Source organism: Mycobacteriales bacterium, assembly GCA_035995165.1.
Classification (GTDB): domain Bacteria; phylum Actinomycetota; class Actinomycetes; order Mycobacteriales; family CADCTP01; genus CADCTP01.
In genome coordinates this window covers 76,415-91,796 of sequence record DASYKU010000124.1, presented here as the reverse complement: position 1 = coordinate 91,796, position 15,382 = coordinate 76,415, and the positions used below count along the sequence as shown (strand labels likewise).

The window sequence follows — 15,382 nt, the reverse complement described above, 5'->3', positions numbered from 1 at the left end:
GACCGGACAGGACCAAGCCGAGGCCCGCGCGGAGACAGAACCAAGCCGAACCCGTGCGGCGGGAGGGGCTACTGGCGGGCGACGGCGGGGGTGGTGCTGCGGCGGTGGGCGGGGATGACGCGGCGGCCGACCCAGCCCAGGAAGACGGCCAGGTAGACCTCGAGGAAAAACCCGAAGATGTAGCCCTCGAGCCCACGCTGGGAGTACAGCATCCGGTTGCCGGCCCAGCCGCCGACGTGCGCGCCCTTGCGCAGCGCGACGAAGATGACCGGGATCAGGATCAGCGCCGCGTACCAGGAGAAGCGGTTGCGGACCGAGGTGACCGCGTCGGACTGCAGGATGCCGCGGTCGATCAGGTCCAGCCCGATCGGCAGCAGGATCAGCATCATCACGCTCTCGGCCTGGTCCTTGACCACGCCGGTGTTGCCGAGGATCAGTACCGCCAGCAGCGCGAGGCCGGGCAGCCCGTAGGAGATGATCTTGTTCAGCGGCCGGCGCGCCTGTACGTACGGGATGAGGATGCCCATCCCGATGAACGCCTCGTTGAGCGTCCGGAACCGGCTCGGCAGGTGCGTCTGGACCAGCACGATCCCGACGACGACCAGGGCCACGCCGACGACGAGCGCGACGGTCCACTCGGCCTTGGTGCCGGCCAGCCGCGGGCGGACGAACTGGATCCAGGCGGTCACCACGAGCGCGGCCAGGTACGCCTCGCTGTTGTGGCCGACGTGGGCGGCCAACTGCTTGCCCAGCACATCGTCGAGCAGCTGGAGCAGCACCAGCGCCAGCACCAGCGCGAGGCCGCCGTAGTACAGCGCCGCGAAGACTTTCCCCCTGGACGTCACGCGCGCAGCGTAGCCACGGATATGACCGACCAGAGGCCGTTTTACCGAAATCCGAACGTCGGCCTGACAGAGTGCGCGCTCAGCTTGCGACGGTCTCGCGTTCGGCGGTGACCATGCGCCGTTCCGTCCGCCAGGACGCCGGCAGCCCTACCCGCCGCCGCGCCGCCATCCACAGCAACGGGCCGGCGATCCCGACGATCACGAGCGCGGCCAGCAGTTGGCCGTTGGACGCGTTGAGCAGCTTCAGCCCGGACGCGATGAGCACGAGCGCGAGCGCCCGGCGTACCACCATCTGCGGCGCGCGACTGGACAGCCGGGCCCCGAGCCACACGCCCGGGATCGCGCCGACGAGCAGCCCCAACGTGAGCCCGATCTGGACCTGTCCGAACAGGGCGTGCCCGAGCGCGGCCGCACCGACCAGCGGGACGGCCTGCACCAGGTCGGTCCCGACCAGCTCCCCCGCCCGCAGCCGCGGGTAGAGCACCAGGAGCAGCACGATGATCAGCGAGCCGGACCCGACGGAGGTCATCCCGACCACCACCCCGCCGATGACCCCGATCAGAACAGTAGGAACAACGCGGACGACCAAGGGATGCGGGCTGCCCGCGACGCCCCCCTGCCTGCCGGCGCGCCAGGACTTCCCGTGCCGGCGCAGGTCGAGCAGGCCGCGGGCGCACATCGTCACCACGGCCAGCAGCAGCGCGACCCCGAGCGCGTACTTGACGACGTTCTGCACGCGCTCGCCGTCGCCCAGCGCCCGCAGCAGCAGCACGCCGCCGAACGCGGCCGGCACCGAGCCGACGCACAGCCACTTCACCAGCGAGAAGTGCACGGTCCCGTGCCTGAGGTGGACGAAGCCGCCCACCGGCTTCATGAACAGCGACACGACGAGGTCACTGGAGACCGCGGCGAGCGGCTGGACGCCGAACAGCAGGACGAGCACGGGCGTCATCAGCGCCCCGCCGCCCATGCCGGTGAGGCCCACCAGGACACCCACGATCAGCCCGGCAATGACGATGGTCGGATCCACCCAGCCCCCCTGGACGTACGGCCTGGTTCCGAGCGTAACGACCAGCCGATGGCCAGGAGGTGAAATCCCGGATGGCTCCCGTGTGATGAGATCGTGCCCGCGACCGCGAGGAGAGGGTACGGGGATGGACCTGCTGCCGGCCGGACTGGATTCGTGGCCGGTGCACGCCGCCGGGCCTGAGCTGCTCGCCGACCTGGAGCTGCTGCTCGCGGGCGTGGACGTGGACCTCGGCGGTGAGTTGCGGCCGCTGGGCGACGGCCGGGTGGCGCTGCGCCGGGTCCCGGACGTGGATGAGCAGGTCGCCGGCACCGGACGGCTGGTGCTCGCCGACCCGGAAGGCACGCCGCTCGCCGTCCTCGTCGTGGACGCGACCGGGACCGGCACGACCGGGACCGGCGGGGGCAGGGCCGCCGTGACCGGGATCGGCGATGGGGGCTGGGTCGGGGTGCTGGAGGCGCTCCGGCCGCCGGCCTACGGGCCGTTCCGCGGGCTGCAGCGACCGCCGGAGCAGGTCCGGGCCGAGCAGGACGGGCCGGTGCTCGCGGTCGTCTGCGACCGGCCGCCGCTGGCCACCGACCTGGAGCGGGTCACCGCCGCGGGCCAGAAGTCGGTGCTGCTGCTGGCCCGGACCGCGGGCCGGCAGACCGGAGGGCTCCCGCCGGAGGCGCTGGTGCGGTCCGTGCTCGCGGCCGGCCGGGCGCTCGGCGGCGACACCAGGGTGGTCACCGTGCCGCTGCGCCGGCTGGCCGACCCGGCCGCCGACGAGGCCGCAGCGGTCGCCGTCGCCCGGGCGTACGGGGCGAGCGACGTGCTCATGCTCGACGGCGGGCCCTGGGCGGCGGCGCTGGCCGCGCTCGACACCGAGCAGGACCTGCCCGAGGACCTGGCCCCGGCCGAGGTCCGGACCGAGCTGCGCCGCTGGCGGGCGCCGCGGTCCCGCCGGGGCCTGGTGGTGTTCTTCACCGGACTGTCCGGCTCGGGGAAGTCGACGGTCGCCCGCGCGCTCATCGACGCGCTGCTCGAAGACGGCCGGCGCAGTCTGACCGTCCTCGATGGCGACGTGGTGCGTCGAGAACTGTCACGCGGGCTCGGTTTCTCGCAGGCTGACCGCGATCTGAACGTACGGCGGATCGGCTGGGTCGCGGCCGAGGTCGCCCGGCACGGCGGGATCGCCGTCTGCGCCCCGATCGCACCGTACGCGGCGACGCGGGCCGCGGTCCGGGCCGAGACCGAGGCGGTCGGCGACTTCTTCCTCGTGCACGTCGCGACGCCGCTGGAGGTCTGCGAGCAGCGCGACCGCAAGGGGCTGTACGCCAAGGCGCGGGCCGGTCTGATCCCGCAGTTCACCGGGATCAGCGATCCGTACGAGGAGCCGGACGATGCGGAGTTCGTCGTCGACACCTCGACCGAGCCGCTCGACGCGTCCCTCGCCCGTCTCCTCACCGCGCTGCGAACCGGCGGCTGGCTCACGTCTTAGCGGGAGAACCTGGCGCCCGCTGCCCAGGCCGCGCCGGACGAGAACAGCGCCAGCGGGGCGGGACCGGCCCATCCGGCACCGGCCGGCACGGCGCACCGGCCGGCACGGCGACGACGCCCGCCGGGCGCGAAAGCGCCCGGGCGCCAGGCCGGTCCGTCCGCGCGGCACCGGTCGGCACGTCGACGACGCCCGCTGGGCGCGGGCCGGCCGCGCCCGAGCCGCCGGGGTGGACCCCGGCGAGACGGTGGGGAGATGGCTGGGCGGTCGGGGCGACGGCCGCCCGGCCAGGGCTCAGACCGGCAGCAGGGCGACCCGCATCCGGGTCTCGCCGCCGATGTGCGCGGTGTCGCTGGAGACCCACAGCCCGCGCGGCGTGATCAGCAGGTCCCGCCCGCCGACGCCGCGGTCCTTGCCGGGGTTCCAGGGCAGCGCCTTGCCCGAGACCGGGTCGATGGCACCGATCCCCTGCCGGGCGACCGCGCCCGGACCGGGGTTGTCGTGGCCCTGCGGGTTGTCCAGCCAGCGCTGATGACCCTGGACGTACACGGCCTTGTCGCTGACGGCGACCGAGTGCAGCGTGTCGCCGCCGGTGTAGTTGATCCAGGTCGGCTTGGCCGGCGCGACGACGTCGGTCTCGAAGCGGGCCGCGGCGTCGCAGATGCCGACCGCGCCCTGGCCTCGCGACGGCGTGCCGCCGGTGGCGACGATCACGAAGTACGACCCGTCCGGGGAGAAGTCGACGTCCCGGGTCTGGTCCGGGAGCTTCGGCGCCGAGCAGGCGACCTCGAGCGGCTTGTACCGCCAGGCGTTCACGGTGGCCGACGTCGCGCCAAGGGTGAGCATGAGCGCGCGGTAGTGGGTCTGCCCGCCGACCGCCGTGAAGTTGCCGATGCCGACCAGTCGGGTCCCGGCCGGGTTGACCGCGAACCGGTAGACCTCGACCGCGCCGGCGTTGGGCGCGACCGACCCGGTGATCGGGACGGTGATGTAGCCGGTGTCGGCGCCGGTGGTCAGGTTCAGCGCGGCGATCTTCTTGGCGAACGTGCCGCTGACGATCAGCCGCCCGTTCACGACCGCGGCCTCGGACACGTTCCCGCTCAGCTTCGCGTTGAACGCGCTGTCGACGGCGCCGGTGACGGGATCGAGTTTCACGATTCCGCGCCGGGCGACGCCATTGACGCTGGAAAAGGACCCGCCGACGTACAGCGAACTGCCGCCGGCGACGATCGCCCAGACCGCGCCGTTCACGTTGGGCGCGAAAGCCGTCGAGACCGACCCGGTCGCGGCGTTGAAGGCCACGATGTGCGCCCGGCCGAACGTGCCCTGCGGCGACGTCCCGGCCGCGGCGGCGACCGAGGTGAACGAGCCGCCCGCGTAGAGCATGCCGTTGATCTCGGCGGTCTTGTAGACCGCACCGTTGGTGACGTTCGGCGTGTAGTTCACCGGGTTGGTGCTCACCACCGTGCCGAGCCCGATGGACGCGTCGGCACCTACCGCGCCGGTGGCGGCGACGAGCGCCGTACAGAACACCGTCGCAGCACTGACTGCGAAAAGCCTTCCCCGCATTCTTCCCCCCGGAAGTCCGCAGCCGCCCCACGACGGCCCCCTGACGAATCCTAGGAGCATTCGGAGGGCCGCTCAGATACTTCGGGAAAGCACTACTTTCGGTGATGAATTGAATACGACGAGGGCCCGGCGGAAACCGGACCCTCGTCGTACTGCACGGCCTAGGAGGCCGGGTTGAGCACGATCGTCAGCATCGTCGCCTTGGTGCCGGGGGCGTCGGTCGTGGCGGTCAGCCCGCCGGCCGGGCCCGCGGCGGCCGCGGCCCCCGCGTCGGTGAGCAGCGAGGTGACCCGCCCGGCGCCGGTGCCGATCGTGACCCCGCGCACCGTCTGGCCGGCCGGAGCCGTCCAGGCCGCCGTTGCCGCCGACTTGTCACCCCAGTACGAGACGACCCACTTGCCGCTGCCGGTGACGGAGGCCGCCGGCGTCGTGTGGGCCGCCACCGCGGCGGTGTCGACCGCGGTGGTCACCGTGGCGACGGGCGCCGTGGTGCTCGTGTTGCCGTACGCGGCCAGCCGCAGGTCCATCTTGTTCACGGCGCTCGCGGTGACCGTGACGACCGAGCCGGCGTCGGTCGCGGTCGCGACCTTCGAGTAGACCTTCGTCGTGATGCCGGTCGTGCTGACCGTGTTCGCGACGGCCCAGCCGGCCGGGTCGCCGTAGGTGACCGTGTTGCTGTTGCTGGTCATCACCAGCACCAGGCCGTCGCCGGCCTGCACGGTCGCCGGCACGGTGATCTTCGCCGAGGTCGCGTTGGCCTGGTTGCCGGCCGTGGCCCGGAAGGTGATCGGGTTGGTCACCGGCGGCGGCGCCGTGACGGTGACCGGCTTCGTCGCCGTCGCGGTCCCGCCGTCGTTGTCGGTCACGGTCAGCGTGACCGTGTACGGCCCGGCCGTCGTGTACGAGTGGGTCGAGGTCGAGCCGGTCGTGGTGGTGCCGTCCCCCCACGCCCACGAGTACGAGGCGATCGTGCCGTCGCTGTCGGCCGAGCCGGCCGCGGTGGCCGAGCAGTCCAGCCCCGAGCAGGTCACCGCGGCGACCGCGGTCGGCGGGGTGTTGGCCGCGATGCGCGGGCCGAGGAACAGCGCCCGGGAGCGCCAGTCCACGCCGTCCGAGGCCGGGCCGCTCACCACGGTCGCGGCGCCGGTCAGCGTGCCGGCCGAGAAGCCGACCTTGGACAGGTTCCCGTCCGCGCGGGTCGCGTAGTAGAGGTTCCCGCCGGAGTAGAACGCCCCGGTGATGTCGGGCAGCTGGGTCCCGGTCGCGATCCGGTTGTCGTGGATGATCCCGCTGTCCGCGCTGAACGAGCGCTTGTAGAGGTTCGAGTCGCCGAGCAGCTTGTAGTACAGCTGGCCCGAGCCGTCGGTGAACATCGCGGTGATGTTGGTGATCTCGTTGTAGAACGACGGCCGCTGGCCCTTGAACGTCTGGCCGGAGCCGGTGTCGACGTTCACCCAGGCCGGGTCGTTGTACGGGTCGACGAGCTCCTCGGCCCCGAACGTGGCGCCGTTGAAGGTCCGCCGGTAGAACAGCCCGTCGGTCTTGCCGTAGTAGAGCTGGTTGCCGACCAGGGTCGCGCCCCGCACGGTGCTGAAGTCCAGCGGCGAGGTCACGGCCGTCGCGGCACCCGCGGTGCTGCCGTCGAAGTTGCGCTCGGTCAGCGCGCCCGCGGCGCCGGCCGGCGGGGCCGCGATGTCGGTACGGACGATCTCGATGCCGTTGATGAGCGGGTTCTCGACCTGGTTGCTGAAGTCGATGTGGACCGCACCGTCCGCGGCGGCGGTGATGTCCGGGAACTCCTTCATGGTGCCGGTCTGGTCGCCGACGTTGGCCACGATGTCGTACGAGGACTGCACCGCGGTGCCGTTGATGGCGACGTTGAAGACCCGCTGCCCGACGCCGGAGGTGCAGCCGCACCGGTTGGCGTAGTAGAGCCGCACCTTGACCGTGGACCCGGACGGGATCGGGAAGGTCCAGCTCTGCGCGCCCCAGTGCTCGCTGTCGAAGATCGAGCGCGGGGTGGTCGCCGGCACGCTCGCGTCGACGTTGGGCACCGGGCTGTAGCCGGCGTTGTTGCCGCCGCTGACGTTGCCGGAGCCGTCGGACCAGTCCGGACCGGCGTCGACGGCCTGCACGGCGCTGCCGCCGGCGTTGACCCGGTAGAGCACGTTGGACGCGGCGGCCTGCTGGGACGCGCCCAGGTAGACGCCGCCCGGCAGCGCCTGCACCGCGGTGGAGGCCGGCGCGACGCCGCCCGCCAGCGGGAAGAAGGCGATCTTGCCGTGGAAGTACTTCCGGTTGCCGATGTAGTCGGTGTCGCTGCCGACGTAGAGCCCCTGCGGAGTGGCCAGCAGCGAGTACGCGCCGGCGCCGCGCGGGTTGCGCCCCGGGTTCCAGGTCAGCGGGATGCCGTTGGCCGGGTCGAGGGCGACCAGGCCCGGCCGCGGCACGGAGCCGCCACCGGCGAAGTCGCTCGCGTTGGGGTTGTTCATCCAGCGCATGTGACCGCCGGCGTAGACCACGGTGCCGGTGATCGCGATCGACAGCACGGTGTCACCACCGGCGTAGTCGACCCAGGTCGGCTGGATGTCGGTGCCGGTCGCGTCGGTCTCGAACCGGGCCGCGGTGTCACAGAGCGTGCCGTTGCCACCGCCGGTCGCGGCGATCACGAAGTACGAGCCGTCCGGGGAGAAGTCGACGTCCCGGATGTAGGAGTCGTACGCCCAGGAGAAGCAGGCCGCCTCGTAGCGGTGGGTCTGCCAGTCGGCGCGGAGGGTGGCGCCGGTGGCGGACAGGTTCCACATCGCGACCTGGTCGCGGGACAGCCCGTCGACGAGCTTGAAGTTGCCGATCGCGACCATCCGGGAGCCGTCCGGGGTGATGTCGATCTTCGAGACACCGACCGCCGCCTTGGCCCCGCCGTTGGTCGAGGTCCAGTTGTGGTTGACCGTGACCGTGCTGGTGACGAACGAGTCGACGGCGCCGGTGGTGGCGCTCATCGAGGCGATGCCGCCGCGGGTCTGGCCGCCGATCGAGGTGAACGTGCCGCCGACGAACAGCCGGGCACCCAGCCGCTGCACGCTGTTGACGATGCCGTTCATGCTGATCGCGGCGAAGCCGGCGACCCGGGCACCGGTGGTCACGTTCAGCAGCACCAGGCCCTTGGCCTTGACCCCGCCGACGTTGTTGAAGTTGCCGCCGACGTACACGGTGCCGGCGGTCGGGCCGGGCAGCACGGCGTTGACCGCCCCGTCCAGGCCGGGCGCGAACGTCGTGACGACCTGACCGGTGTTCTGGTCGAAGGCGGCGATGTACGGCATGTTGTTGTACGTGGTCGCCCGGTTCGGCGACTGCATCGAGGTGAACGCGCCGCCCATCACGATCGTCGTGCCGACCTGAGCCATCGAGAAGACGGCTCCGCCCACGGCGTTCGGCGTGGCCGCCGACGGGACCGCGTTCACGGCCGTGCTCTGCTGGGCGTTGACCGCCCAGGCCGGCTGTACCGCCAGCAGGGTCCCCACCAAGGCCGCCAGGACGGCAGCCACCCATCGTCTCGTCACATTCCCCCCAAAGGAACATCGGCGGGAGGCGACGCCCCCGTCCGGCAGACGTGCGGACCGTACGGGCAATGACGGGCTCTCGGAACCCGAATCGGCAACTCACAGCGAACACGCACCGTGATCACACTCGTTCGTGCGTTCTGCGCAATGAAATGACTACTGAGAGTGCGTAACTCCGAGCACCCGCTCGTCGAGCAGGTCGATCAGCTCCGGGTCGACGCGCTCGTCGATCTTGCGGGCGAAGTGCGCGCCGCGGGACTCCATCCGGGGCAGGTCGGCCACCCGCAGCACCTTCGGGTGATTGCCCTTGCTCTCCCGGAAGTCGAAGTAGCGCTTGCTGTCCGCGGTCAGCTCGAACCGGCCGGCGCCGCGCAGCACGGTCTGGAAGAACACCTCCTCCGGCGCGAGCACCCCGCGGAAGTAGCGGACCAGCCGAGGGTTCTGCCGGACCCAGTCCCGGACGTAGAGCACGCACTCGCGGGAGAGCGAGCAGAAGAAGGAACCGCCCCAGAACTGCGGCAGCGGGATCGGCACCGGCCGCCGCACCCCGAACGCCCCGTACGCGGCGTTGACGCGGATCAGCGGCTGCACCTTGTTCACCGCGGCGAGCGGGCGCAGCAACCGCAGGGCCTTCGGCGGCAGCGGCAGCCGCGCGTAGCGGAAGGCGTACCGGGTCAGGCCCTTGCTGCGCGGCCACTTCCCGCCGGCGGTGAAGACCGGGTAGAGCTGGAGGTAGCCGTCCGCGCCGCCCTCGAGCAGCTCCCGCTCGGCCTGCGCCAGCGGCACCAGCGGGTAGTCCTGGCCGCTGAGGTTGCACAGCCAGTCGAAGTCCTCGCCCCGCTCGACGAGCAGGTCGACCACCTCGAGCCAGCGGTCGATGTGGGAGAAGTCACCGTAGCCGTTGGGGACCCGGCGGACGATCACCGCGGGGTCGTCCGCCAGCTCGCCGAGCTCCAGCTCCGGGCCGGTCACCGAGTGGCTCACGACGACCAGGCCGGTGGGGCTGGACGTACGGATCGTCCGGATCAACCGCACCAGCTGGGCGGGCAGCGTGTGGGACTGGATGTGGTAGCAGACGCGCACTCGTTCCCCCAGGATCCGGCGCGGGCGAGGAACCGGGGCTCGGACCGAGCCGACCCGGGTCGGTAAGGGCTCGGAGCATACGCTGAACCCTGGCTGGGTGAGAGATCTCAAATCTCCGGGTTCACCCGTGGGTCGACCGCCGTACGGGCTAACGTTGAGACCGATTCGAACGTCGGCGTCCCGCGGCCGGCGGTGGACCACACCTGCGCATGCGAGAGACTTCTCGCGTCCAGGGTGAAGGGGGTACGTAGTGAGCCAGATGCGCTCGTCCGGTGGGAGCACGCTCCAGCTGGGCGACTACCTGCGTCTCGCGAAGCGGCGCTGGTGGGCCATCGCTCTGGGCCTGCTGGTCGGCGTCAGCGCCGGTTACGCCTTCACGGCCACCCGCACCCAGCAGTACACCTCGACCGCCAGCGTGCAGGTCAACGCGACGGGGTCGGACAGCGCGGTGGCCAACGGCCGCACGTCCGGCGAGGTCAACCTCGACACCGAGGCCCAGCTGGTCAAGTCGACGCTGGTGGAGACCAAGGCCCGGGACCTGCTGCGCACCTCGGTCACGCCGGAGGAGCTCGGCAAGGCGGTCTCGATCACCGTGCCGGCGAACACCTCGTTCCTCAACATCGCCTTCACCACCGACAACCCGCTGGCCGCCCAGCAGGGCGCGCACGCGTTCGCCGAGGCGTACCTCGCCGTGCGCGGGGACACGGCCAAGGCCAGCACCAGCGCTCAGATCAAGGCGCTGCAGACCCAGGTCAACACGCTCGGGGTCGCGCTGAGGAAGTACTCGAGCCAGCTCGCGGCGCTGTCGCCGACCTCGGCCGACCACGCCGCCGCGCAGGCGCAGGTCAACACCATCACCGACCAGCTGAACATCCTGCAGGGCCGGCTGATCCCGCTGCAGACCACCCAGATCGATCCCGGGCTGATCACCACCGACGCGCAGCTGCCGAGCACGGCCTCCGGTCCGCTCGGCATCCTCGCCATCGCCAGCGGCCTGCTGCTGGGGCTGCTGTTCGGGCTGATGCTCGCGTTCGCGATCGAGCGGGCCGACAAACGGGTCCGCCGCTCGGTCGACCTGGAGCGTCAGTTCGACGTGCCGGTGCTGGTCGAGGTGCCCTCCGGCACCCGGACCGACTTCAGCCTGGTGCAGAGCACGCACAGCCGGCAGGGCAACGCGTTCAGCGAGCTGCGGAACGTGCTGGTCTCACTGGTGTCCGACCGGGAGCAGATCATCCTGGTCGCCGGCGCCTCCGACGGGCCGGCCGGCAGCATCGTCGCCGCCAACCTGGCCGTCTCGCTGGCCCGGATGAACCTGGACACCGTGCTGGTCTGCGCCGACCCCTCCTCCAGCGGCCGGCAGATCCTCGACCTCGACCCGACCGCGCCCGGCCTGTCCGAGCTTCTGCACGGCGGCTACAGCGTCTCCGACCTGGAGCAGCGCCCGGCCACCGCGCACGGCCTGCGGGTCATCCCGCCCGGCGCCGAGGCCGAGCTCACCAGCGAGGCGACCCAGGTCTTCCTCACCGAGCAGGCCATCCGCCAGTTCCGGCACTCGGCCCGGTTCGTCGTCATCGACGCGCCGCCGATGTCCTCGGGCTCGCAGGCCCAGACGCTGGCCCGGCTCGCCCACGTGACCGTGCTGGTGGTCGAGCTCGGCGCCACCACGCACGACGAGGTGCTGCGTGCGGCCCGGCTGATCGACCTGGTCGGCACCCGCTCGATCGGGATGGTCGCGATGCCGCGGGTGCCGGTGCGCCGGGAGAAGCGGGCCCAGCCCGCCGCCACCGCCGCCGCCACTCCGGCCGCGGCCGCCGACCGGGGCTACGCGCCCGACCGCTTCACCCCGCCCGCACCGTCCACTTCGGACCGGTACGGCGCGGAGGACCGGTACGGCGCGGAGGACCGGTACGGCGCCGAGGACCGGTACGGCGCCGAGGACCGCTACGGCGCGGCCGCCGACGACCTGACCCAGCAGCTGGAGAGCCGGGCCAACGGGACCACGAACGGCCGGACCGCCCGTACCAACGGGATCGCCACCAACGGGCATACGCCCGCCAACGGCACCGCCGCGAAGACCAACGGCACCAAGGCCGGCGGCAAGGCCAACGGGAGCGTGACCGGCAACGGCCACCTGCCGGCCGGCGCGGACGACCCGGCGGTCGAGGCGGCCATCGACGAGCCGACCCGGCGGATCACCCGCCCGGCGGCGGACTGAGCCGGTGTCCCGAGCGAAGACCCTCCTGCCGCTCGGCGCGGTCCTGCTGGTGGCGGCCTGCGGGGGCAGCCCGACGGTCAGCCTGCAACCGGCCTCGCCGGCCTCGCCGGTCCCGACGACCGCCGCGGCGACCACGGCCGCGGCGCCCAGCACCGCCGCGGACACGCCGCTCGCCCCGCTGACCGCGACCCCGGTCTCGGCCGCGGTGGCGAAGCGGCCGGCGGTCGTGGTGTCGCTGCCGCTGTCCGGTGCCGTCGGCCTGGACAAGGCCGACCTCGTCTACCAGGAGTACGAGACGCCGAGGGGGCCGCGCGTGGTCGCGGTCTTCCAGTCCCGGGACGCCACCGACATCGGCCCGGTCGGCAGCGTCCGGCCGCTGGACCCGCAGCTGCTGCCGATGCTGCGCCCGGTCTACGCCAACACCGGCGGCGCCAGCGGCGTCGAGGAGCTGCTGGCCAAGGCCAGGATCGCCCAGGTCAGCTCGGGCTCGACGACCTCGACCAGCACCGTGCTGGCCGCCGCTCCGGCCGGCTCCCTGCCGCCGACCCAGGTGCTGTCGTACGCCTCGACCGGGGACGCGTTCACCACCAGCCTGAAGCGCAGCGCCTCCGCGGTGACCCTGACCGCGCCGGGCGGGGCGGCCGAGACCTGGACGTACTCGGCCGCGGCGAAACGGTGGACCCGGGCCGGGACGCCGGGGGTCGCGGTGAGCAACCTCATCGTGCAGACCGTCGAGTACAAGGCGGTGCGGTTGCGCGACCCGGACCGGGACGCGCAGAGTGCCCGCGTGCTCGGTACCGGCAGCTGCTACGCGTTCTCCGGGACGACGTACACGCCCTGCACCTGGATCAAGCGGTCCGTCCCGGGCGTGACCAGCTATGTCGACCACGCGTCGGTGCCGCTGCGGTTCGCGGCCGGCTCGACCTGGGTCGTGCTCATGCCCCCCGGTTCCCAGCAGGTGGCCACGTGACGAGCACCGTCGACCGGCCGTTCCGGCCCAGCGACCGCGGCCCGGGCGACACCGCCGCGCACAGCGCGCACCGCACCGGACCGTGGCTGACCCGGGCGCTGCGCTCGCACGGGCTGCGCCTGCCGCAGTACTGGCCCTTCGTCGCGCTGGTCGGGTTCTTCCCGCTCTGGTGGGCGCTCGGCCTCGGCAGCTTCTCGATCATCATCTTCAGCATCCCGATGGCCCGGCAGCTGCGCCGGATCAAGCCGCTGCGGGTGCCGCGCGGGTTCGCGCTCTGGCTCTGTTTCCTGCTGGCCGTGCTGGTCAGCGTGCTGATGCTGGGCAAGACCGCGCCGGACACGCTGCCGCACGGGGCGCCGAGCCAGCTCATCGCGTACTCGTTGCGGCTGTTCAACTACGTCGCCTCCGCGATCGTCATGCTCTACGTCGGCAACATGCGGACCCGCGGGCTGACCGTCCGGACGATCCTCAACTGTCTGGCCACGCTGTTCGTGGTCGCGATCGCCGGCGGCCTGCTCGGCCTGGCCGCGCCCGGCTTCAACTTCTCCTCGCCGGTGGAGCTCGTGCTGCCGCACGCGCTGACCTCCAACGGGTACGTCAAGGTGCTGGTGCACCCGTCGGCCGCGCAGAACCAGGACGTGCTGGGCTTCACCGCGCCCCGGCCGAAGGCGCCGTTCGAGTACACCAACACCTGGGGCAACGTCACCGGGCTGCTGGTCGTCTGGTTCATCGTCTGGGGCCTGATGGCCCGGGCCCGGCTCCGGCTGTTCGCGGTCGGCGTGCTGCTGGTCGCGCTCATCCCGATCGTCAACTCGCTCAACCGCGGGCTCTGGATCGGTCTCGGGCTCGGGGTGCTGCTGCTCGCCGCCCGGATGGTGATGAGCGGCCGGCTGGCCACGGTCATCGGGCTGGCCGCGGCGGTCGGCACGCTGGCGGTGGTCTTCGCCGCCTCGCCGCTGGCCACGGTCGTCCAGGAACGGCTCGACCACGGGCACAGCAACGACATCCGGTCCAACCTGGCGCACGCGGCGTTCCAGGGCGCGGTCGAGTCACCGGTCGTCGGCTGGGGCACGACCCGTGAGGTCCGCGGCAGCTACCAGTCGATCGCGGTCGGCACGTCCTCGAACTGTGCCCGCTGCGGCAACGCCGACATCGGCAGCACCGGCCACTTCTGGCTGACGATCTTCGCCCAGGGCTTCGTCGGGATGGGGCTCTACCTGGCGTTCTTCCTCGCGATCCTCTGGCACTACCGAGGAGTGCGATCAGCCGTCGGCATCGGGGCGCAGATGACGATCCTGATGTCGATGTGGTTCATGTTCGTCTACTCCGCCGTCGGCTGGCCGCTGGCCATCCAGATGATCGCCGTCGGAATCCTCTGGCGCCTGAAGGACGAGGAGGCGGAGGCGGCGTGACCGGGGACCACGGGGGGACGCCGGCCCGCGCGGCCGAGGGGATCGACGACCGGGTCGCGTACCTGCGCGAGCTGGTCCCGCTGCTCTGGCCGGCGCCGGCCACCGCGACGCTGGGCCGGGCCCGGCACGCGGGCGCCCGGCGCTCGTACCTGATCCTGCCCAGCCTGGCCCACCCGCGGCTGCTGGTGCCGCGGCGGACGACGCGGGCCGCCGGCGGCGCGGTCCGCGGCTACGGCGAGCAGTCCTCGACCGCCCGCCGGCTCGCGGTCCGGCTGGCCGCCGCCGCGCTGCGGACCGGGGCCGGCGACCGGCTGGTCCCGGACCGGCTGGAGATCGGGGCCGGCGACACGATCGAGGACCACCTCTCCCGCGAGCTCGGCCGGCCGGTGCTGATGAGCCTGCACCTCGGGCCGGCCCGGGCGAACCGCAAGCCCGTCCTGCAGCTGCTCGACGGCGACGGCCGTACGGTCGGGTACGCGAAGGTCGCCACCACCGTGCTCACCGGCCGGCTGGTCGCGGCCGAGACCGCGACGCTGCGGATGCTGGCCAAGGCCGGGTTGCGGCAGGTGACCCCGCCAAAGGCGCTGTCCGGCGGGTCCTGGCGCGGGCTGGAGATCCTGGTCCAGTCCCCGCTGCCGGTCCGCCGCCCCCGCCGCCCCTCCGACGAGCGGCTCGCCGCCGCCACCGCCGAGGTCGCGGCCGTGGGCGGCATCTCGACCGAGCCGGTCGACGGCCCGTACGTGCGGGGGCTGCGCAAGCGGGTCGCGGACCTGCCGCCGGGCGAGGCCCGCGACGGGCTCATCGCCGCCCTGGACTCGCTCGCCGGCGCGACCACCGACCTGCGGATCGGCTCCTGGCACGGCGACTGGACCCCGTGGAACACGGCGGTCGTCGCGGACACGGTGCTGGCCTGGGACTGGGAGCGGTTCGGCGGCGGCGTGCCGGTCGGCTTCGACGCGCTGCACTACGACCTGCAGCCGCGGGCGCTCGCGCACGTCGAGCAGGCCGGCCGGGCCGCGGCCGACTCGGTCCGGCGGGCGCCCGGGCTGCTCGCGCCGGTGGGGGTACCGGCCGAGTCCGCGGCGGTCGTCGCCGCGCTCTACCTGGTCGAGATCCTGACCCGGTACGTCGGCGACGGTCAGACAAGGTGGGGGAGCTGGCGCAGCATGACCGAGGGGGTGCTGGCCGCCGCTCGGGCGGCCGCACCGGTCGTCGCGCGCTGAG

General features: G+C 72.6%; 10 protein-coding genes. 5 read left to right on the top strand and 5 right to left on the bottom strand.

Going from position 1 to position 15,382, the window contains the following annotated elements; all coding sequences use genetic code 11:
• Positions 1–68 precede the first annotated feature (68 nt).
• Together VGP36_21205 and VGP36_21200 are read right to left on the bottom strand one after the other, a co-directional pair.
• Positions 69–845 carry a hypothetical protein gene (locus tag VGP36_21205; GenBank protein HEV7657227.1) on the bottom strand — a complete coding sequence of 259 codons (777 nt, stop codon included), beginning with the start codon at positions 843–845 and terminating at the stop codon, positions 69–71.
• A 79-nt stretch (positions 846–924) separates the two neighbouring features.
• Entirely contained in the window at positions 925–1,875 is a 951-nt protein-coding gene (locus tag VGP36_21200; protein ID HEV7657226.1) for a sulfite exporter TauE/SafE family protein, read from the bottom strand.
• Between the two features lie 124 nt (positions 1,876–1,999).
• On the opposite strand from VGP36_21200, the gene cysC reads away from it, so the two are divergent.
• Positions 2,000–3,352 (top strand): adenylyl-sulfate kinase, encoded by a 1,353-nt coding sequence (gene cysC, locus VGP36_21195; GenBank protein ID HEV7657225.1) that lies wholly within the window; start codon positions 2,000–2,002, stop codon positions 3,350–3,352.
• Positions 3,353–3,643: 291 nt separating this feature from the next.
• Here the strand turns inward: cysC and VGP36_21190 are convergent, their stop codons facing one another.
• The 3 genes from VGP36_21190 to VGP36_21180 form a co-directional block, all read right to left on the bottom strand.
• Positions 3,644–4,882: a hypothetical protein gene (locus tag VGP36_21190; protein HEV7657224.1), complete on the bottom strand. Its 1,239-nt coding sequence runs from the start codon at positions 4,880–4,882 to the stop codon at positions 3,644–3,646.
• Positions 4,883–5,079: 197 nt separating this feature from the next.
• A complete protein-coding gene (locus tag VGP36_21185; protein HEV7657223.1) occupies positions 5,080–8,463 on the bottom strand; it encodes a PKD domain-containing protein in 3,384 nt (1,127 codons plus the stop codon).
• Positions 8,464–8,634: 171 nt separating this feature from the next.
• Positions 8,635–9,561, bottom strand: a complete 927-nt coding sequence (locus VGP36_21180) for a hypothetical protein (GenBank protein HEV7657222.1) — start codon at positions 9,559–9,561, stop codon at positions 8,635–8,637.
• A gap of 259 nt (positions 9,562–9,820) precedes the next feature.
• Here VGP36_21180 and VGP36_21175 point away from each other — a divergent pair, with 259 nt between their 5' ends.
• The 4 genes from VGP36_21175 to VGP36_21160 are packed head-to-tail and all read left to right on the top strand — an operon-like array spanning position 9,821 to position 15,381.
• The gene (locus VGP36_21175; GenBank protein HEV7657221.1) at positions 9,821–11,776 is read left to right on the top strand and encodes a Wzz/FepE/Etk N-terminal domain-containing protein; all 1,956 of its coding nucleotides are present in this window, start codon (positions 9,821–9,823) and stop codon (positions 11,774–11,776) included.
• Between the two features lie 4 nt (positions 11,777–11,780).
• Positions 11,781–12,746, top strand: coding sequence for a DUF3048 domain-containing protein (locus VGP36_21170; protein ID HEV7657220.1), 966 nt, complete (start codon positions 11,781–11,783; stop codon positions 12,744–12,746).
• On the top strand, positions 12,743–14,158 hold the full coding sequence (locus VGP36_21165) for a hypothetical protein (protein ID HEV7657219.1): 1,416 nt from the start codon (positions 12,743–12,745) through the stop codon (positions 14,156–14,158). Before VGP36_21170 ends, VGP36_21165 begins: the two co-directional genes overlap by 4 nt.
• Positions 14,155–15,381, top strand: coding sequence for a hypothetical protein (locus VGP36_21160; protein HEV7657218.1), 1,227 nt, complete (start codon positions 14,155–14,157; stop codon positions 15,379–15,381). The genes VGP36_21165 and VGP36_21160 overlap by 4 nt, the downstream gene beginning before the upstream one ends.
• Position 15,382: the final 1 nt, after the last annotated feature.

Coding starts and splice junctions, on each gene's coding strand:
- cysC (HEV7657225.1), top strand. CDS start 2,000: ATGGACCTGCTGCCGGCCGGACTGGATTCGTGGCCGGTGCACGCCGCC.
- VGP36_21175 (HEV7657221.1), top strand. CDS start 9,821: ATGCGCTCGTCCGGTGGGAGCACGCTCCAGCTGGGCGACTACCTGCGT.